The following is a 15,316-nucleotide window of genomic DNA, read 5'->3' on the forward strand; positions in this document are numbered from 1 at the left end:
TTTACCCCTGTGTGATGAATTCTGGTGAAAGCAGTGCGTTCATGACGAGATTCTTAATCTCTTTGCGCCATTCCGGTTTGCGTCCCGGACACTGAGCGAGGTAATCGAGATAGCACTGGCGCGCTTGCTCACTCATTTGAAAAGCGAACAAATGCTCGTTGAGGTAATCAACAACCCCTTTATCATCAAACGCAAGGTAACGGATGAACAAGGTTTCATCCATGTACCAATCTTTGTTTTCCTGTTCGAAGCGAGCAATCAACTCACGGAACTGAATCCCGTATTGGTAAATGTCATGCCATTGATACACATTAAACTCGGGTGCCACCAAACCATTAAAATCAGGATGATTTGGCGCGTCATCAGGTTGATAGTAATAAAACACAGATGGGGCAGATAAAGGCAGCGTTCGACTATACCAATTGAATTGTTTTGGCCACATCATCACACCGTCACGACGCTTCACTTGCAGAGCGCGCATCGCATGAGTAAAGACAGATAGCGGGTCACGCAATTTGCCCACTGAGTTACCAGAACGCAGGGCGTCTTTGTCAGTTAAAATCGCAACTACTAGAGTTTGCATGTCGCCATCAGAGCGTTTAAATGCCCGGCGGACACGGCGAATGTAGCCCGCTCTCGGGTTACTGGTCACAAGCTTATTGATGAAGAACTTGGTTACAAAAGTGTAGAGTGTGTTCTGTTTCATCAAATGCTCAATCACTGCTTCCAGCTCATCCTCTGCACCTACACCGGCGGGGAAGGTTTTACCAAGAATACGTTTTTCGCCCATGTCATGCTCGCCGCGTGGCAACATCGGTTGGCTGTATTTGTCATTACCGCGGATATCAATGAACTTCCAGCCGGTAAACACGCGGGCCAGTTGTTCAATATCTTCTTGGGTGTAAGATGCCATTTCGTTACCTTCGGCATCCAAACGGACTTCACCGTTATTGCGCAGCTTGACAGGACCAAGAGTGAATAACTGCAACAGCTCTCGCGCGTAGTTTTCATCTGGTGCAGTGAGCTCATTAGAAACGTTGTTTACAAAGGTTAGGTATTCGCCCATGATTGGCGATTTCGATACAAAGCGAATCACATCACGGAAGTTCGCAAAAGCGTTATCGAGCAGCCCATCGAAGTAATTACACATGTAACGACGCTTAGACACTGCACTAAATGCTGGGTCTTTTACGCTCACGACAAACAGTTGAGAAAGGGTATAACCGACGCGTTGACGCAGAATATCGTTGCCTTCCACCGTCATGCGCGTCCAACTGCTGGCGTAATACAAGCCCTGTCCTAAGTCGGGAACATTCAACTCATCTTGTTCAAAGTGAGTAAGCCAAGATGAAGAAGGGATAAGTGTTTGTTGAGCGACCCAGTTTTCAATGCTTCCTGATTGAACGAGGTCATTAATGTCACGTTGGGATGGCCCAAATGTGCACTGTTGCAGCGTTCTTGCTGCATCTATGTAAGCCTGATTCATTTTATCTCCCGTAGGTATTGTTATCTTTGTCAGGTGAGGCGTCTTTCTCGCATCCATGTTTAAAAGCACGCTGTATCTTTAAAATCGTAATCCAGATTTTTGATAACAAGAATGTAATACCCACAGGTTTATTGTGACTTTGCTGCATAATCTAAGAATTAAATGGGTGAGCTTTAAGTGAAAGGCTGCTTATTCAACAAAAAGCGCATTTGTTACGCAGCAACATCGATAGAACAGTGACGGAAACGCATTATTTGGCAAACCATCATCAAGATGTCTTGATTAGTTCACATCCGACTCCCAGACTGTTTCTATAGTTTATGAAAGACCCTGCGTACGAGAAGCGCAGCTATAACGCGACTAAGCATAAAAACAACAAACGCTAGGGATAACAGCGAATTTGTAATCTCAACATTTAAGGAAGACCAAGATGAAACCGGAAAAAGTAGCAGTAGTCACTGGTGCGGCTCGTGGTATTGGCCAAGCTATTTGTGAGCAATTACTGGAGGATGGATTCCACGTAGTCGGGCTGGATATATCGCCTGTGGAATGGAGCCAGTCAGCGCAGTTAAGCAGTTATCAAGTCAATTTGTGCGATGCCGCAACCGTTAGCGAAGTGGTAGATAGTATCGTAAAACAGCATGGCAGAATTGATGCGCTGGTTAATAACGCCGGCATTACTCGTGATGCATTGCTGCCAGACATGCTAGAGCAAGATTGGGACAGCGTTATCGACGTGAACTTAAAAGCCGTATTCTTACTAACTCAACGTGTTGCCCCTGTTATGCTAGAGCAGGGGGAGGGCAGTATTGTAAGCATTTCTTCTATCGTGGGAACGGATGGCAATATCGGTCAGAGCAACTATGGCGCAAGTAAAGGCGGCGTTATTTCAATGAGCAAAGGCTGGACGAAAGAGCTATCGAGAAAGGGGGCACAGATCCGCGTCAATTGTGTCGCGCCAGGTTTTATCGCCACCGACATGACCAAAAACCTACCAGAAAAAGTCATTGAAATGATGGAAGGCAAAACCCCATTAGGTCGAATGGGGTCAGTACAAGACATCGCTAATGGTGTGTCCTTCCTCACCTCCGACAAGAGCGCTTACATTACAGGACAAGTGCTCAAGATTGACGGTGGTTTAGTGCTTTAACCAACGAACTAAACCTCAAATAACAAACGCCCTTCATCTGAGTGAAGGGCGTTTTTGTTGGATAGAGTCAACTTAGTTATTGGAACCCGTTTTCCATAAAAACAGGTTGAAGCTGTTAATCATAAAAACGCTTAATAGCTTCATTGACGCCTCGATATAAACGATTGAGCATTTTATTGAAGATACCTCTAATGGTTTTAAAGGTTAAATCTTTAACAATTGAACTAGCTGAACCAGCAAATACCAACATATGACCCAACAAGCCTTTTACTTGTGATGCTGCAGTTTTTCCGGCTTCTGTTATTTTAACCAAAGTTTGAGCGATAAAATCATATAAAGTCGCTCCACTGCTGATGGCAGCTTGAGCGACCACTGCAGTATAATAACCTGCGTCTTTAAGAAGCGTTAGTAGAGCGGCGCTTAATCGGTCAGTCCAGTAATTATTGTAACTAGCTTGGTTGCGCTTATCATAATCTAGCCGTACAGGGGAAAGATAATCACTAGCAGTTTTTTGCAATGTTCCCCAATCTTCTTTTTTTGCTGTAGCAAGATACCCCGGAATAGCACCTGCTTCAGGATCCATACCATGAGCGCTAGGGCAGATTCCCTGTCCACCATCGAGTCGGAACTCAAAGCCTTTATACGGAGAATGAACAAAGGGCCAAAGAGGCACTTTAGGCACGACATCTGCGCCATGAGTGCAGCGATAAATGTTGTTAACTCTATTTGTATTTGCCATAGCAAAACCAGATAGACCTGCACGAGGAGCGCCAAAGGTATATAAGTTCACATTGCTAGCAAGAGAGCTTGTCGCCAACCAGTCGGCAGTAAGCGTGGCTAAGGCACCTCCTAGGCTATGTCCAACACAATGCACGATTCCAGAATTTGAATGTCCGTACCACTCATCAAGAAACTTTTTTAGTTGGGGACGTAATAATGAAAACGTACGTTGAAATCCCGCATGTACTGTCTGTCCATTATCGCTGCCCTTTAAGCCAACTTGAGCGTTAGTCCCCCAATCGTGACCAGAGGTCATTTTTGTACCTCTTATGGCAATGATTGCATCACCTTTGTATCTCTCTTTACCATATCCTAAAGCGGCAAAACCTGTTTCTTTATTGAAAATATAACCACCAGTTTTGCTAGTTGCCCTATGTTGAGTTTCGAAATACTTTTGTATGTAAGGTAAGGGCTCAATTCTTCGTTTGCTTTCACGAATAGAATAGGCAAAGTTAGCTAGCTCAGAGGCTAACCTTGGAGAAAGTGTTGTCATTTTAATCCCTTAAATTAATCCATTAATATTACCGTACTTATCCAAATTTTTTAGCTCATCAAACTCTTCAATGTCTGCGGCTTTTCTTTTTTCAATTTCAGATCGTTTAGGCCATCTGCAAATACTGACTATAGGGTATACAATTACGCCACTGGGGTATTTTGAGTTATACACATAAATCACTTCTTCACTATTCGATAGATCGCAATTTAGAGCAGATAACATCTCTACAAAGTAAGCATTATGTTTAACTCCTCGAGAGTTCGCATCCCAAAGGTAGACTTCATCATCTTCTACCTTGTTTTGATCATCATCGTCAATACGAATTCCCTGCCAGATAACATTGGTAGCAAAGGGATTGTCGGCATGGCGTGATTGCATGGTTAACTCAGGAAAACTAAAGCGTCCCTCGCTGTCAGTTGTCGTGTAATCATGTATTTCACCATCAGTAACATCGATAAATTCATAGCTTCTTTTTAATTTAACATCTGGTAAAGGGGAACCATTGTTGGTAAGTTTTCCAGCCACTGGAGGGAAAAGCTGAACTGTTTTCTTTCTAAACATTTTGTTCTCCGAGCCACAAGCTGAAAGTGCAAAAACTAACAGAAAACTAAGGTGCGTTAACGATAGTAAACTTCTAAACATGTTCAACCTGTTGATATGCATGTAGTTTGTATTGGCATGCTATATGCTGAAAACAGAACTGGCAATATTGTCTAAGGCAAGATAGTGATCAATTTGGATTTGTTGTCAAAAATGAGACGTCAATTCCATTGGAGCGGCTTTCTATTATATTTGCCGTTAACAAGAATATTGCTTTTTTCAATAGTATATTAGACTGAAATTTCCTTAGATGTGTTATGCGACAGCTTATGGATAGAAGTTATTTGTTGTTAATGTCCTCAAATGATTATGTCCAACAATGAGTTTAGTTAAGGTTAAATAATTAAAAAAACTAATGCCTTCATTGACGCCTCGATATAAACGATTGAGCATTTTATTGAAGTTATAGCCAAGACTTTTCTAATTTACCTATTTTGAGTTTAGAAATGTTTTTGTATGTGAAGTAAGAGCGCAATTTTTCGTTTCTTATTCAATAATAGAATGGGAAAAATTAGTTGGATCAGAGGTTAACCTTGGAGGAAGTATTGTCATTTTTATTCCCTAAATTAATCCATTAATATTTCCGTATTTATCCAAATTTTTAAGCTCACCAAACTCTTCAATGTCTGCGGCTTTTCTTTTTTCAATTTCAGATCGTTTAGGCCATCTGCAAATACTACTTATAGGGTATTCAATTACGCCACTGGGGTAATTTGAGTTATACACATAAATCACTTCTTCACGATTCAATAGATCGCAATTTAGAGCAGATAACATCTCGACAAAATAAGCATTATGTTTAACCCCGCGAGAGTTAGCACTCCAAAGGTAGATTTCATCATCTTCAGCATTGCTTGGATCATCACTTTCAATACGAATACCTTGCCAGATAACATTGGTAGCAAAGGGATTGTCGGCATGGCGTGATTGCATGGTTAACTCAGGAAAACTAAAGCGTCCCTCACTGTCAGTTGTCGTGTAGTCATGTATTTCACCATCGGTAACATCGATAAATTCATAGCTTCTTTTTACTTTAACACCAGGTAAAGGAGAGCCATTGTTGGTAAGTTTTCCAGTCACTGGAGGGAACAGCTGAACCGTTTTCTTTCTAAACATTTTGTTCTCCGAGCCAAAAGCTGAAAGTGCAAAAACTAACAGAAAACTAAGGTGCGTTAACGATAGTAAACTTCTAAACATGCTCAACCTGTTGATATGCATGTAGTTTGTATTGGCATGCTATATGCTGAAAACAGAACTGGCAATATTGTCTAAGGCAAGATAGTGATCAATTTGGATTTGTTGTCAAAAATGAGACGTCAATTCCATTGGAGCGGCTTTCTATTATATTTGCCGTTAACAAGAATATTGCTTTTTTCAATAGTATATTAGACTGAAATTTCCTTAGATGTGTTATGCGACAGCTTATGAATAGAAGTTATTTGTTGTTAATGTCCTCAAATGATTATGTCCAACAATGAGTTTAGTTAAGCTTAAAAAATTTAAAAAATGTCCTTCGCTTAGGTTAAGGGCGTTTTGGTTTCAAGATAAAGGCATAAATATTTGGAGAATTAAGTTGCCAGTTGTTTACTCGGTATAACAAAACGCAATTGGTCTATCCGTAAAGCACAGATGTAATATCTATAAAAAACATGGATTATGCATATGAAAAAAATATCGCTACTCGCTCTGCTTGTTCTCTCTGGCTGTAACCAGCAAAACACCACGCCTTCAGCGCCAAATCACAATAGCCAATATCAGAGTTTTAAAAAAACACCGGAGCTTGCTGAAGAACTTAAAGCTCAGCCTACAATTGATGACCAATTTGCTCTGCTATATCGAAAATTTGATTACACACTAGACAGAAGCGACTCCCTGACTGGTCATGATGAAAACAAGGACGGAATACGCGACGATATTGAGGCATTCATCAATGCGTTAGAAGTGTCAGAGCCAGTGCGTAATGCATTGAAACAAGATGCACGTCAAACTCAGAAAAACCTATATTACGATTGGAGTGAAAAGACTGAGGCTAATATTGACAAAGCCATGGCGATTGGTGACGAATACGATAAAGTCATCGCTTGCAAAGATTTTGTGGGTATCCCAGTAGATGATTTAATCGAAACTTCTAAAACAATCAGAGCATTAACATACAATACAAAAGCCAGAACTATGGCTTATCTGGCTTACAATCATTTGCAAGATGGTGCAGTCAGTACATCGCTTCCAGCTGAGGAAAAGTACTGTGAATAAGCTAACAAGTGTTCTTTTGCTTTGATCTCCAGTGATAGTGACTTTACAAGTCTTGCCACGAGATTGAGAGAGTCGGAGATCCATGTCATTGGTGTTGGAAAAGCAATGACACCGACTTCATTTAAAAACGCTTGTGATGATTTTGTTGCTATTGAAAACTTGAATGCTGATGTTGAACTGGGGGGAGCACAACCTAACTCTAGTCAAGACGCTGAACGTGAACTTTGGCGATTGATGCATCAGGCATGGCAAAACTATAGAGACGAGTCAGGATGGGCTAAAGTTGGTGAAATTGGTAAGTATTTGAAGAGATTGAAGCCAGATTTCGATCCTAGAAACTACGGATTAAAGAAGCTGTCTGGTTTTTTTGACAAGTATCCGACACGCTACAAAACCCGCAACACAAAACGTTCTGGTATGGAGTTTCAGTTGATAACAAAGGCGAGCAAACAGAAGTAATGGGTTTTCAGGTAGATTCAATAGATGTGGTGACTCATTATTGCCCCAAAGTGTGCTTCGACCGCTATAAGGGAACATTACTTAAACTAATAAGAACCCCAATACCTGTGCGTGCCCAGTATGGTGATGGTTCCGCATGGCATGAAGAATATGAGGAGCCCAACCGCACTTATTGCGATCCAGATTTCTGGAATGCTAGTAAAGTTTGATAGCGATTCCCGATATCGAGAACGTGGTTTTGTTTTTAGCATCAATGACTATTTGCCTTAATGAGACGCCTGTTTTAGTTTTTGAGGAACACTTAACTTGCTTCCACTCTTTTATCGCTTCCTCATCAATCCAGAAGGTTAAAGAACCACGGTTATTCAGAGCTTATCAACGCTGCTTCTAGTTAAAGGTTTTATATCGAGGCTTTGGCAAGGAGCTACATGAACTGAAGAATGTAGCTGGTTAGATCATATGTTCCTGTTTTATTTCCGCCGAATTTTGCAACGAAGCAAACTCAAACCTGTGGATCTGCTTAACGTTTTGAAAAGCAAAACAGTGTAATGTTTATCAACGAGTTAAGTACGAGAATTATAGGTTATAAGGTACTTCGGAGTTAGCTAGGTAAGTAGAGGTAGGGTTTGAAAATTGAGCTATGGGACGGTGGTTTGCTTGAGCATGAAGTTAGTGCAATAGAGCGAATTGAAAAACACTTTTGTGCAGGAAAAAAATCAAAAAAAATCGACACAAAAGGATCTATGAAAGAGCAACTGGGAGCTCTAAAGAACGATGGCATGTTCCCATGGAAAGGATACGCAGGCTTTAGGTTTGTTGATAAAGGAAAAGAAGGTGAATTTGACCTTGTGGTTATCACACATTGCAAAGTCTTGATTATAGAACTAAAGCATTGGAACAACGGTGTGATTACTTGCAAAGGTGACCGTTGGTATAAAAATGACCAGGATATGGGGCGCTCTCCCGTAAGTGTTACTCGTAATAAAAAATTTCTAATGGAGAATAAGCTCAAGAAATTTAGAGGAAAATTCACCAACGAAGGAAGATTACCGTTCGTTGATTTTTTAGTTGTTATGACAGGAAATGCGGATTTCTCACAACTAAAAGGGGAACAAAAAGAACATACAATCTCTCTTAATGATTTTCTTAATTTTAAAAATGAGCATGCTTTCAATAAAAGATTCCGACCACATCCAGATTCAAAAACACTAAATAGTGACTTTCCGATATTTGATGAACTGTTTGACAGAACAAATACTGAAAACAAAACGATTTACTCAAATGGTTACAAAGCTGTAGATGAAATATTTGATCACCCTAAAGGTGTGTATAAGGAGTATCTCTCTGTTTCGGAAGCTTCAAATAAAGATGAAGCTTTGTTGAGGTTATGGAATTTCGGAAACATACCAGGGCGAAAAGCAAAAACACCAGAGGGAAGATTTGAAATTGTTTCAAGAGAGAGAGAAGTATTAGGCTATATAAAGCATCAAGATTATGAGCTCTATAAGTATTGTCTGAACTCATTGACAAGCGTACATAAAGATCAAATAACATCTCAGTTTATTGAGTTATACGAGCTTCCTCCAAGCCACATTCGATTTAATGAGTTTATTGGTAGATTTGGAGAGTCGTTACCTGATCAAGACAGATATAACCTTGTAAAAATGTTGGTTGCGAAGTTTGCAGATCTGCACGAAATTCGGTTAGCCCATCGAGATCTTGGAGATCATAGTATCTGGATATCTCCTTCAAAAGAGGTGGCTTTATCGAGCTTTATTTCTGCTTATCACCAACCCAAGGGGACCGTTGGTGATTACAGAGATATTCTTTCCGCAAACAATGGTATAGCACCATTTGGTATGAACGTTACTGATAAAACGACGCCATACCAAATAGATGTATATGCACTTTCAATTATGGCATGGCATGTATTGAAGGCAGAACGAATTTCACCAAATAGTTTAAAAACTATAGAGGAAAGGATCTCTGATAGCAGTGACTGGTATAGCTGTGTACTAGAACAGGCAGTAAAACAGCCATTCTCAAGTGCTAAAGAGTTTTTCGATGCTTTAAAAGAAAGTGAGCCTAAAGCAGATTTGAACTTAGATTTTGATTTATCTTCTTTAGAGCCATATAAAAGGAGTATTAAATTAGCAAGGCAATATCCAGAAGATGATTTGCTTTCTGAAGACGATGAAAAAGAAATCTATCGATCAAATGGATTGCTTGTTAAATCATGGCTTCATGTTAACCCATCAGACAACGACCTTCTCCTAGGGTCGAAAACTTTAAGCTTCTTAGAGAGGCTATCTAAGCTTAAAACGTTGTCTCCTCCGTATTTGCCGCAGATTCATGATTTTGGTTTGGCTACAAAAAGTGACTGTCTATATGTAGTAATGGATGAAGTTGAGTCGACTCCTTGGAATAAGTTGGATAAAGGTGTTCATAGATTAGAGCTAGTCACAAAACTTCTGTCTGTGATAGAGCATTTGCATGGTTTGCATATTCCTCATGGAGATTTACACCCTGAGAACGTTCTTGTAGACAAACAAGAGGGAAATATATTCCTCATTGATATACCTGATTTTCAATTAGATGGCGACGAACCTAAAAATCATCGTTATAGCCCTCCAAATATTGATGCCTGCTCGGCATTTGAGAGGGATAACTATGCTGTAATGAAAATGGGGATGGAAATACTCGGACTTGAATTTGGCGAACAAAACTCTGAGTTGTCACCAGTAAGTGATGCTGTGCTAGCTGAAATCAATGATATTGAGTTTGGTTTTAAATCATTAGAGAGATTTAAAAGCTCTTTGGTAGATGACTTATCACCGCAAGATGAATTTATAGAAATTGCGCATAGAGATTTAACTGAGGATCTGCTTATTTATCCTGACAATGGAAAGCTATATGTAGATCTTGAAAAAAGCAGAAAGAACCCACACCAGGCAATGGTTACTTTTCACGGGGTTGGGGGAAGTTTATCCTTTTTTTATTCTCCCTTTGAGAAGAGAGTTACAGGGGTCCTTAAGCCACGGCTTCGTTCGTCTGTTGGCAAAAAAATCATAGATGCGGCTAAACTTGAATTACCTTTTGGCCTCAAAGTCAGAAGTAGTCGTCTTAATGACTCAAATCAATTATCAGATTCACTCAGAGAGAATGATGATTTTCAACGCGCAGTAAACTTTACGATATCTCAAGATGAGGACGAGAACACAGAAGCAGAAGCAATAAGCCTTGTTGATGCTGATAAAGAGGTAGTAGCTACTGAAGAACAACAGCAGATTGTAATACCCACAACCAAACTATGGCGCAGTATATTGGAGACCGAAACTGAATCTCATCCATTTGCAGAGCTATCAGCCCAGCCTGAGAAGGTAAAACAACATCCAGATCAAATCATACTTCACCACAGGTCTGAAACAGATCCTTTAGCTTCATTTAAGAAAGGTGATGTGATAGAAGCGCTAATCATCGACAAAGATGATCGAGAGTTTGTCTTGGGTGAGGTTTTGCTAAAGTTGTCTACCCTTCACGAAGTTCGGATGAATAAGCTAAAAGCTCGAGCCTTCAAACTAGATGAAGACGATATAGTATTTTTTAGATCTAGGCAGGATAAAGCGTCTTACGTTAAACGAAGAAGCGCATTAGAAAGGATTCTGTCAAAAGAGAGTACTGTTAGTGAATTAATAAATTACTTTGAACCAGACTGTTCTTTACAAGCAGTAGAATATGGCATTGAAGTTGATGATGAGGACTATGCGAGATACGACCGTAAGGATGCTCATGGAAATAAGATAAAGTTGAATGACCAACAACGAACAGCTTTCCAGCGATTAATTGATACGGGACCTGTTTCTTTGCTTCAAGGACCTCCTGGAACAGGAAAAACAGAGTTTATAGCAGCTTTTGTCCACTTCTTAATTGAGAAGCAAAATGTGAACAACATTTTGCTAGTAAGCCAGTCTCATGAAGCTGTAAACACAGCAGCAGAGCGGATAAGAAGTCACTGCCAGCGTTTAAAAACGCCACTAGAAGTAGTTCGCTTCAGTAACCGAGAGGGGGCTGTATCTGATGGTTTGAAAGATGTGTATTCTCAATCTTTGATAAATGAGAAAAGAGAGCTGTTTGCATCAGAAGCTGCTTATAGAACATCTGCATTGAGTAAAGGGCTCGGATTACAAAAAGGTTATATTGAAGAAGTAACACTACTAGAACTGAAACTGTTTAAAAAGATCGATGAACTCATATCTATCTCAGAAGAACTGCAACGTAAAAAATTATCAGACAAAGATAAAAATGGTTTAAAGAAAGCGCACAAGCAACTTGAAGGTAATGTTTCAGAAATTTTGCTTGATAAGTATGAGTTAAAGCTGGCAGACCACGATATTGATGAAGTTAAAGGACTAATAAGGCAGAAGCTTGATAGAAACTATGCTATTCGACCAGATGAAGCAAAGCGAGCACAAGCGTTAGCAAAGATTTCTAGTGATATGTTAGATGTTCTTGCTACAGATAGCGTGAACTACGATGAGTTTTTTGCACGCTCGCGTCAACTTGTAACGGGGACTTGTGTTGGTATTGGTCAGTTTCATATTGGTGTAAGTGGTAACCAATATGATTGGGTAATCATAGACGAAGCTGCAAGGTCTATTGCAAGCGAACTAGCTATAGCGATGCAATCAGGTAAAAGAATTTTACTTGTCGGAGACCATAAACAATTACCACCTTTGTATTCAGAACCTCATAAAAAAGCCCTTGCACGTAAACTTGGTATTGTTTCTGATGATATGGATGTTGATGAGTTATTGCAAAGTGACTTTGCCAGGGTTTTTGAGTCTGAATATGGTAAGCAAACAGGTGCTCAGCTCCTTACGCAGTATCGTATGGCTCGTCCTATCGGCAACTTAGTATCCTCATGCTTTTACGATGGGGAACTAGAAACTGGTGAACGTAAGATACCTGATGTTTATAAACATGCGCCAAACCTGTTAAAAAGCTATGTAACTTGGCTTGATACCTCTTCACTTGGTAAACGCTCGTATCATCAAGATGACAGAGGAACAAGTATATACAATCGAGAAGAAGCTGATCAGATTATTAATCTTCTTAAATCTATTGCGGACAATGATAGATTTGTTCAGGAGTTAAAGAAGACTGTCAAAGAGGGAGAACCTGCTATTGGAGTCATCTGTATGTATGGTGAGCAGAGTCGTTTAATCAGAAGAAAGTTCAAAGATTTACCATGGGAAGATGATTTTAAGTCGATGGTGAAAATTGACACGGTGGACAGCTATCAAGGAAAGGAAAACAGAATAGTGATCCTTTCAATCACCAGAAGCATTTCTAACCTTTCTACGGGCTTTCTTCGTTCTCCTAACAGAATAAATGTGGCTTTGTCGCGAGCAATGGATCGGCTAGTCGTTGTTGGGGCAAGTGAAATGTGGCAGGGCAAGAATCAGACTAAGCCTTTAGGTAAGGTGTTCGATTATATCCATAGAGGTAAAAATCAAGAAGATTACCGAATTATTAATGTGAAGCCTAATAACAGAAGGAGTAAGAGATGATGTCTGAAGTAGATCATATTACCTACAACGAGGTTGAGTTTCTTATTCCAGCATATCGCTTCAATATCCGTTTCTCATACGTTACTCAGAAAGCTCTACCATTTATCAGAGAGTTTATTTTGCGCCTTGTTCATCTGGGTGAATTAGAGCCGATTTCTATTTCGGAATATTTTGGATTGAGTGAAAGAGAAGTTAGAGAAGCGTTAAGAGACTTGATTGAACGGGGAGATCTGAAGTACACGGAACAAGGTAGGTTAAAGTTAACTGAACAAGCGAAAAAGTACTTTTCAGAATATGGAGGAGCTTTAAAAGTTACTGACCTCGCTTCGACAGGTGTTGTTTTGGGATTTGAGTCAACAGCATTTAACTGTGTGTCTTCCCACACTGAGCGGTTGGATAATGACTGGAGTTTCGGCTTTCGGCTTGATGTTCCCAGTGAGAATATAGCAAAAAGGGAGAGGCTGGCTAATCAAGCATTCCAGAGACAGTTTTCGCAATTGGTTGAAGAAAAGTATTTAGATAATATCAAAAGCACAAGTGCTTTAGGAAGATTACGAATCTATAAGCTTGACTCTATAAGACAGGTCGCTCAAGGACCATTTAGAATTAAACTCAGTTTTAAAATGGATGAGTTTGGTCGAGCTATTGAACGTGAAGACTTGGAGCAGCTAAAAAACTCATCGACAGCAGATGAACTTATAACTAACGCGATCCATCAAAATACAGGCATAAACAATATCCATGAAATTCTTGGAGCCTGTGAAATACTGGGTGATACAAAAACCAAGGACTTTATAACAGAAAGAGGCATTGATGTTTCTGGTTTGAAGGAGTTTTCTAACCAAAACTTAGGTAAGGAGAGTGACTTTATTCCATTCATTGGGGCTTTATATACTGAAGGTAACTGGAAGTTATTGGAGTCTCAGTTCAAACGCATAAGAGATAAGCTTGCTAGAAACCACCAAGATGGAACCAAGGAGCTTTCTTGGCTATTTCCTAGTACTGCTTTGTGGGGAAAATCTAGTGAACTATCGACAAGGCTACAGCAGATAATAGACCAAAGAAAGACTTCGGGGAAAAAAGCAAAGGCGTTATATAAGCCAGCATTCTTTGCTCCTGTTAGTGGTCCTGATGCTAGAGGAGAAAGAAACCACTGGAAAAATGAGTTATCTTCATATCTCGACTATACAAATACCTACGTTGAAGGCTTACTAGGTGGTTCAGTAGAAACCTTATGTATAGAAAATGAACTGGCGGTGGTTGTATATCACATTAACTTACCTGATGTATATCCTGTGTCAGTTCCTTTAGGGTTCATGACCTGTGAGCCTCGTTTAGTGAACAGGATCTCTGATGGGGTTAAAGAGTATCTGGATGAGATGGTTGATGGTGAGTATCGCAAGAACTTGGGAACGATAAAGTGAGATAACTTGGAGTAGCTGGAGGATTGGTGCCTATCCTTGACCAACTAACTAACTTGCCCAAACTCAAATTATCCGAAGTAGTCGAACTCAAGTTCATACTCTAGCTCGGAATTGTCCACGGATGATTCTGAGCACCCTGAACGACTGCGTGATCGATGGCTATCAGGCTGGAACAGTTTCAGTTTATAGCCAGACTTTATGTTGACCAATAATATCGAAGAGGAGGTCAACATGAGAAAGTTATCTTCTGGTAAATGCAGCGGCATCAAAAGGCCATTTAAGCTTGAAGAGATCTGGCGGATTAGAACTAGGCTGGAGATTGAAAACGATCTAATGCAGCTTGCACTACTGAACCTAGCGATAGATAGCAAGTTAAGAGCGAGTGATTTGCTAAAGCTACATGTTTACGATGTTTCTTCGCAAGGGGTTATCTATGAGAGGGTTCAGTGCATCCAGCAAAAAACGGGCACCGATGTCCACTATGAGATTACTCCGAGAACGCAGCAAAGTATTAGCAGGTGGGTTTTTGCAGCATCCCTAGAGGCAAGCAGTTTTCTATTCCTGAGCAGCCGACGATCTGGGCAACCTATCAGCTACTCATTTTACCGTTCTATTATCAGAAACTGGGCTGAAAAACTGGGATTGAATGCTGACTATTACGGCACTCATTCCATGCGCCGTACTAAAGCTACTTTAATCTATGCCAGAACGAAAAACATCAGGGCCGTACAGATCTTACTTGGACATTCGAAGCTAGATAACACAATTCGATACCTTGGCGTTGAGCTAGAAGACGCTCTGAGGCTTTCTGAGAAAACAGACTGCTGACAGGCAGGAACTGTTACAGGCTTTTCTTCTGAAAAGCCTGTGCCCCAATGTTTGTTTCGTCAAAAAGTACGGGATCGTTGCTGGTTGAATTATGACCAAGTATAACTAATCTGACACCCACGATTCACAAAGTACGAAAAATGGGCATCATTGTGCCGTTCTTGTTTCAAACGCACTCACTCATTCTTGCCCTGTAAATCAAGTTCAAAGTGTCACAAACTTTCAAACCGATTTTTGGCTATCTAGGTGATGATTTCTTGCTAAAACACC

Annotated in this window: 10 protein-coding genes and 1 pseudogene; 6 read left to right on the forward strand and 5 right to left on the reverse strand. The window is 40.2% G+C overall.

From position 1 onward, the window contains the following. Position 1: 1 nt before the first annotated feature. Entirely contained in the window at positions 2–1,486 is a 1,485-nt protein-coding gene (locus ABMY42_RS19230) for a DUF1800 family protein (RefSeq protein ID WP_349266661.1), read from the reverse strand. A 430-nt stretch (positions 1,487–1,916) separates the two neighbouring features. Here ABMY42_RS19230 and ABMY42_RS19235 point away from each other — a divergent pair, with 430 nt between their 5' ends. Continuing rightward, entirely contained in the window at positions 1,917–2,636 is a 720-nt protein-coding gene (locus ABMY42_RS19235) for a beta-ketoacyl-ACP reductase (protein WP_349266662.1), read from the forward strand. 115 nt (positions 2,637–2,751) lie between these two features. On the opposite strand, the gene ABMY42_RS19240 is transcribed toward ABMY42_RS19235, so the two are convergent. The 3 genes from ABMY42_RS19240 to ABMY42_RS19250 form a co-directional block, all read right to left on the reverse strand. Next, positions 2,752–3,909, reverse strand: a complete 1,158-nt coding sequence (locus ABMY42_RS19240) for a lipase family protein (protein ID WP_050907470.1) — start codon at positions 3,907–3,909, stop codon at positions 2,752–2,754. Positions 3,910–3,918: 9 nt separating this feature from the next. After that, positions 3,919–4,473, reverse strand: a complete 555-nt coding sequence (locus ABMY42_RS19245; RefSeq protein ID WP_050926510.1) for a DUF6795 domain-containing protein — start codon at positions 4,471–4,473, stop codon at positions 3,919–3,921. A 600-nt stretch (positions 4,474–5,073) separates the two neighbouring features. Next, positions 5,074–5,628 carry a carboxypeptidase-like regulatory domain-containing protein gene (locus tag ABMY42_RS19250; protein WP_050926509.1) on the reverse strand — a complete coding sequence of 185 codons (555 nt, stop codon included), beginning with the start codon at positions 5,626–5,628 and terminating at the stop codon, positions 5,074–5,076. A gap of 546 nt (positions 5,629–6,174) precedes the next feature. Here ABMY42_RS19250 and ABMY42_RS19255 point away from each other — a divergent pair. Together ABMY42_RS19255 and ABMY42_RS19260 are read left to right on the forward strand one after the other, a co-directional pair. Further along, positions 6,175–6,765 carry a chromosome partitioning protein ParA gene (locus ABMY42_RS19255; RefSeq protein ID WP_349266663.1) on the forward strand — a complete coding sequence of 197 codons (591 nt, stop codon included), beginning with the start codon at positions 6,175–6,177 and terminating at the stop codon, positions 6,763–6,765. A 21-nt stretch (positions 6,766–6,786) separates the two neighbouring features. Next, complete coding sequence (locus ABMY42_RS19260; protein ID WP_349266664.1) at positions 6,787–7,224, forward strand: OST-HTH/LOTUS domain-containing protein; 438 nt, start codon at positions 6,787–6,789, stop codon at positions 7,222–7,224. Positions 7,225–7,524: 300 nt separating this feature from the next. On the opposite strand, the pseudogene ABMY42_RS19265 reads toward ABMY42_RS19260, so the two are convergent. Continuing rightward, positions 7,525–7,644, reverse strand: a pseudogene (locus ABMY42_RS19265) (IS5/IS1182 family transposase); the annotation flags it as partial. A gap of 206 nt (positions 7,645–7,850) precedes the next feature. Between ABMY42_RS19265 and ABMY42_RS19270 the strand changes: the two are divergent. The 3 genes from ABMY42_RS19270 to ABMY42_RS19280 all read left to right on the forward strand — a co-directional run bounded on the left by ABMY42_RS19270 (position 7,851) and on the right by ABMY42_RS19280 (position 15,046). Continuing rightward, positions 7,851–12,794 (forward strand): AAA domain-containing protein, encoded by a 4,944-nt coding sequence (locus ABMY42_RS19270; protein ID WP_349266665.1) that lies wholly within the window; start codon positions 7,851–7,853, stop codon positions 12,792–12,794. Further along, positions 12,791–14,218, forward strand: coding sequence for a hypothetical protein (locus tag ABMY42_RS19275; RefSeq protein WP_349266666.1), 1,428 nt, complete (start codon positions 12,791–12,793; stop codon positions 14,216–14,218). Before ABMY42_RS19270 ends, ABMY42_RS19275 begins: the two co-directional genes overlap by 4 nt. Before the next feature lie 231 nt (positions 14,219–14,449). Beyond that, complete coding sequence (locus ABMY42_RS19280; RefSeq protein WP_349266667.1) at positions 14,450–15,046, forward strand: tyrosine-type recombinase/integrase; 597 nt, start codon at positions 14,450–14,452, stop codon at positions 15,044–15,046. Positions 15,047–15,316: the final 270 nt, after the last annotated feature.

Origin of the sequence: Vibrio sp. SSH13-20, assembly GCF_040104475.1 — a bacterium.
Lineage (GTDB): Bacteria > Pseudomonadota > Gammaproteobacteria > Enterobacterales > Vibrionaceae > Vibrio > Vibrio harveyi.